5 protein-coding genes are annotated in these 5,185 nt (G+C 65.9%); 4 read left to right on the top strand and 1 reads right to left on the bottom strand.

Features of this window, described 5'->3' with window-relative positions:
* The first annotated feature begins 430 nt into the window (after nt 1-430).
* Together NW75_RS19700 and NW75_RS19695 are read left to right on the top strand one after the other, a co-directional pair.
* Entirely contained in the window at nt 431-1,207 is a 777-nt protein-coding gene (locus NW75_RS19700) for an SPOR domain-containing protein (RefSeq protein ID WP_052192525.1), read from the top strand.
* Nucleotides 1,208-1,223: 16 nt separating this feature from the next.
* A complete protein-coding gene (locus NW75_RS19695) occupies nt 1,224-2,393 on the top strand; it encodes a deoxyguanosinetriphosphate triphosphohydrolase (RefSeq protein WP_033967044.1) in 1,170 nt (389 codons plus the stop codon).
* Nucleotides 2,394-2,461: 68 nt separating this feature from the next.
* Here the strand turns inward: NW75_RS19695 and NW75_RS19690 are convergent, their stop codons facing one another.
* Entirely contained in the window at nt 2,462-2,749 is a 288-nt protein-coding gene (locus NW75_RS19690) for a hypothetical protein (RefSeq protein ID WP_033967042.1), read from the bottom strand.
* Between the two features lie 472 nt (nt 2,750-3,221).
* Between NW75_RS19690 and NW75_RS19685 the strand changes: the two genes are divergently transcribed.
* On the top strand, nt 3,222-4,499 hold the full coding sequence (locus NW75_RS19685) for a DUF1800 domain-containing protein (protein ID WP_231565342.1): 1,278 nt from the start codon (nt 3,222-3,224) through the stop codon (nt 4,497-4,499).
* A 4-nt stretch (nt 4,500-4,503) separates the two neighbouring features.
* Nucleotides 4,504-5,185, top strand: a 682-nt coding sequence (locus NW75_RS19680) for a hypothetical protein (RefSeq protein ID WP_033967043.1), incomplete at its 3' end; no start/stop codon positions are given.

The following is a 5,185-nucleotide window of genomic DNA, read 5'->3' as shown; positions in this document are numbered from 1 at the left end:
GCTGGCTCGCTCGGCCCCGACCCGACCGCGCCGGTCGCGGTCGCGGCGGTGGCGAAGCCAACCGTCGCCGTTGACGCCCGCGAAGAGCGCCGCAAGGCGCGCAAGACCCGGAAAGATCAGGAGCATGGCCAGGCGACAGCAGTGGCGGCGGTGGCAGCGCCGACGCCACAGCCGCAACTGGTTCCTCCGACCTATGCCGCCCCGCCCGCGTCTTCTGCCGTGGTTCTGGCGTCAAACTCGGTGCGCGTGCCCGTAACGCCGCCCGCGACCCCGCTTCCGCACGCAACGTTCAACGCTCCCGCCACAGTTGTCCCGCAAACCGGTGTGCCGGTCCGAACCGTCCCGCTGCAGCCGCAATCGCCGATGTCGAAAAAGGGGGCATCGCCGGCCGTGTCGGCCAATCCGGTCGCCCCGGGCAATACACCCCCCCATGCCGACCGCGTCGCCGGCGGGTGGGACGCGCTTCAGCGCGCCTCCAGCCGCGGTGCCGCAACGATCATCGCCTGCGGTGGTCGCGCCGGTCGTCGTACAGGCCCCGACGCAGACGATTACGCCAGCACCGGCCCGTCCGGCACCGACCCCGGTGCGCAGCGAGGAATCGATCCTTGCGGCGATCATTTCGGACATCAAGGTGCCCGGAGCGGAGACTCAGAGCGAGGCACCTGCACCGGCCGCCCAGCCAGTGGCTGTTCGTCAAGCGCCGGTTTCGCAACCCGTGGTCGAGGCGCAGCCCGCAGCCGACCGCGAACGGGAAATTGCCGCCGACAAACAGGCCGCCGACCGGCGGGCCGCCGATAAGAAAGCGGCCGCGGAGAGGAAGGCGCTTGCCGACAAGAAAGCCGCTGCGGACAAGAAAATCGCCGACGCAAAGAAGGCTGCCGCTGACAAAAAGGCGGCGGAAGAGAAGAAGAAAAAGGACCCCAAATTCCTGGAGCCGTCACGCGTCTGGGTGCAGGTGGCAGGGGGTGCGAATGTTGGGGATTTGCCCAAGCAATGGACCAAGATCCGGGCCAAGGCGACCAAGGCGTTTGGCGGCAAAAGTGCCTGGACCACGCCACTCCGCGCGACCAACCGGTTGTTGACCGGGCCCTTCAAATCGGAGGACGAGGCGCAGCGCTTCGTCAACGATCTTGCCAAGGACGATATTTCGGGCTTCGTCTTTGTGAGCGAAGCGGGCCAGAAGATCTCCAAACTTCCCGCGAAATGAGAAGGTGTTGGGTAGCATGACGATGCTTGCGCCATGGGCCTCGCACCCGGAGCGCAGTCGCGGTCGGCTCCACCCCGAGCCGAGCGGCGAGGGGCGGAGCGCGCGCGGCCCGCGCGACGCGTTCCAGCGCGATCGCGACCGGATCATCCATTCGATCAGCTTTCGGCGCTTGCGGCACAAGACGCAGGTGTTCCTGGCCCCCGATGGCGACCATTTCCGAGTCCGTCTGACCCATAGCCTGGAGGTCGCGCAGATAGCCCGCACGATTGCGCGCGCACTTGGGCTGAACGAAGACCTCACCGAAGCGCTCGCGCTGGCGCATGATATCGGCCACCCGCCGTTCGGCCATGCCGGGGAGGATGCGCTGCAAGCCGCGCTGGCAGGGCAGGGCGGGTTTGACCATAATGGCAACACGTTGCGCGCATTGATGATGATCGACAGCCCCTATCCGTGCTGGAACGGGCTCAATCTGACCTGGGAGACGCTTGAGGGGTTGGCCAAACACAATGGACCGATCGCCAGTCCTGGCTGGGCGCTGGCCGAGTGCGATGCCGCCTTTCCGCTGGAGCTGACGCGCTGGCCGAGCCTGGAGGCGCAGGTCGCCGCGATCGCCGATGATATCGCATACGACAATCACGATATCGATGACGGGTTGCGTGCCGGTCTGCTGACGCTTGAGCAATTGCTGGAGGTGCCGGTGGTGGCGCGCGGCTGGGCCGATGTCTGCGCCCGCTTTCCCGGCATTGCTCCGGCGCGGCTGGTGGGGGAATTGATCCGCTCGCAGATCGGCGCGATGGTCAACGATCTGATCGCGGAAACCCGATCGCGATTGACCGGGATTGGCGACCTTGCCGATGTGCGCGCGGCGGGGCGGTGTCTGGTCGGCTTCTCAGCCGAAATGCGCGAAGATGAGCGCGCGCTAAAGCGCTTCATGTACGCCAATCTCTACCACCATCCGCGCCAATTGGAGGCGGCGCGGGCGGCGGAGGGGATCGTGACGGGGCTGTTCGCCGCCTATCGCCTGGACCCGACGCAGATGCCGGGCGATTGGAGTGCGCGGATGCCGCAGGACGAACCGGGGCGCAGTCGGCATATCGCCGATTTCATCGCAGGCATGACCGACCGCTACGCGGTTGCCCGCTATCGTGCGGCAGTGGGGCCGATCGACTTGCCGGAGGTCTTTTAGCGCCCGCTGACAAGCGAAGCGCGTCCCCGGCCGATACCGGCGACGCGCCTCGCTATGCGATCCACCGCTTAGCGGAAGGCGATGTCGGTCTTGGTCAGCTTCGCCTGAGCGTTGGGAATGGTGAAGGACACCGGAACGCCGCGCGAATAGCCGGTGATATGGTCGCCGCGAACCTGGAGCTGGAACGTGCCGCCTGAGGCAGCGCGACCGCTGATGACGACATATTTGCCCTTGTTCACGGTGGTGTAGGTGTAGGTGTCACCATCGCGCGTGAAGGTGCGCTGCGCGGCATCGTTGGCAAAGGCAGGCGAAGCGGCGGCGAGCAGAGCCGTGGCGGCGAAGAGAGTCTTGAACATGATCGTTCCTTTCCTGGGGAGTTAAGGCCGATCGCGCATCCCCTCCCGGTGGATGTCCTGCTGTCGCGTGAATTTATATTGCAGTGCAGCAAAGTGCCCAAGCGCAAACGACGCGCGTGCAGTTGCAACAAACGAACGCCACGGCCGTTTCGGGCACAATTCTGCGACATATGCGGCCCATAGATTACGGGCCGATTCGCAAGGACGACGTTGATGACCAAGGCGAGTATTGCCCTAAACCGCTTCGGCCTGGGCGCGCGGGGTGACCAACCGGTGCCTGCTGACCCGCTTGGCTGGCTGACGGGCCAATTTGCGAAATATGATCCCGTACCGGATGTGATTGCCAGCGCGCGACCAGCGCGGGGGTCTCCGCCGAACTGGCCGACTATTTTCGACAGCAACGCGCGCTGCGGGCGCAACAGGCGACCAAGCTCGGCGGCCGGCCGCTCCGCCGCCCGCCGCCGCCATCGCGATGGCGGGTGCAGCCTCGGCCGGTCTCCAGATGGGGACCCAGCCGGTGCAGCCGCGAACTCTGTCGCAAGGGGCCGTCCCGTCACCGGGCAAGGACGATGCGATGCGCCAGGCGCGGCAATTTGCGCAGCGGACTGGCCGGGGCGACTATGCCGGGGCAGTGGGCGCGCGCGCGACCAATGCCCTGGTTACGGAAACGCCGTTTGTCGAACGGCTGGTGCATTTCTGGGCGAATCATTTCGCGGTCTCGGCCGATAAGCTCGAAGTGATCGGTCTATCGGGAACCTTGGAATTCGAGGCGATCCGGCCGCATGTGCTGGGCACCTTCCGGGATATGCTGATCGCGGTGGAGCAGCATCCGGCGATGTTGCTGTATCTCGATCAGGCGGTATCGGTCGGCCCGACATCGCCGCTTGGGTTGAAGATCGCCGCTCGTGGCAACCGCAAGGTTGGCCTGAACGAAAATCTCGCACGCGAAATTCTCGAACTGCACACACTCGGCGTGCGCACTGGCTATACGCAGGCCGACGTCACCGAATTCGCACGCGCGATGACCGGTTGGACGGTCGCCGGGATCGGGCGCGGGCCTGGGTCTGCGGCCGCCGGAACGGACGGGCTGCCCGGTGATTTCGTCTTTGTCGCCCCGCTGCACGAGCCGGGCGATCGCATGATCATGGGCAAGCGCTATCCGGCTGGCGGGGTGGAGCAGGCGCGGGCTGTGCTGTCCGACGTGGCCGTCGCCCCGGCGACCGCCACCCACATCGCGACCAAGCTCGCGCGGCACTTTGCGGGCGATACACCGCCACCCGCGATGGTCGAGCGTTTGCAAGCGGCTTTCCTCACCTCCGGGGGGGATTTGCCAACGCTATACCGCGCGCTGATCGCTTCGCCCGAGGCTTGGGTCGAACAACCGGTAAAGTTCAAGACGCCGTGGGAGTGGACGATCTCGTCCATGCGCGCGTTGAATGTGAAGACGGCGGACCCGCAAGCGGTGGTCGGGCTGCTCAATCAACTTGGGCAACCGACGTGGAAGCCGGGCCAGCCGATCGGCTTTGACGATATTGCGGGAAGCTGGGCTGGACCCGATGCCGTGTTGCGCAGGGTCGAAGCCGCCGAGCGCTTCGCCGCGCGGGCGGGCAATATCGATGCCCGCGCGCTGGCACCGAAAGTGTTGCCGGGCTCCGTCAGTGCAGCCACGCAAACCGCGCTCGCGAATTGCGAAAGTCCGGCACAGGCGGTGGCGTTGCTGCTCGTCGCCCCCGAATTCATGCGGAGATAAGAGCATGTACGATCGTCGTTCGTTTATCGGCGCTAGTGTCGCAAGCGCTTTGACGCTCGCCTTGTCGCCGCGCATGGCGTTTGCCAAGGCCGAGACCGACAAGCGTTTTGTCTTCATCATCCAGCGCGGTGCTGCCGATGGCCTTGGGATCGTTGCCCCGGTCGGCGATCCAGCCTTCGTCGGCGCACGCGGCGATCTCGCGGCGGATTTCGCGACGGCTGCCAAGCTCGATTCGATGTTTGCGCTGCATCCAGAATTGTCTGTGCTCGGGGGGCTTTATACCAAGAAGCAGGCGCTGTTCGCGCACGCGGTCGCCTCGCCCTATCGGGACCGGTCGCATTTCGACGGGCAGAACGTTCTCGAGAGCGGCGGGACCAGCGCCTACCAAGTCAAGGATGGCTGGCTTAACCGACTGCTCGGCGTGCTGCCGCCGACCGAGGCCAAGGCGATTGCGGTGTCGGCGACGGTGCCGCTGGCGCTGCGCGGACGCCATGACGTGTCCTCATATGCGCCATCCGGCCTGCCACAGGCCTCGGACGACCTGATGCAGCGCGTGACGATGCTGTATCAGGGCGACAGCCAGCTCCACGCTTTGTGGAGCGAAGCGATGAACACGCGGCAATTGACCAGCGATCTCGCAGGTGGCGGCGGGGCCAATGCCGCGGCGACGGGGGCGCTGGCCGCGC

Origin of the sequence: Sphingomonas sp. Ant H11 (assembly GCF_000797515.1) — a bacterium.
Lineage (GTDB): Bacteria > Pseudomonadota > Alphaproteobacteria > Sphingomonadales > Sphingomonadaceae > Sphingomonas.
The sequence above is the reverse complement of the archived record's forward strand: the minus strand, read 5'-3'. Positions and strand labels throughout refer to the sequence as shown.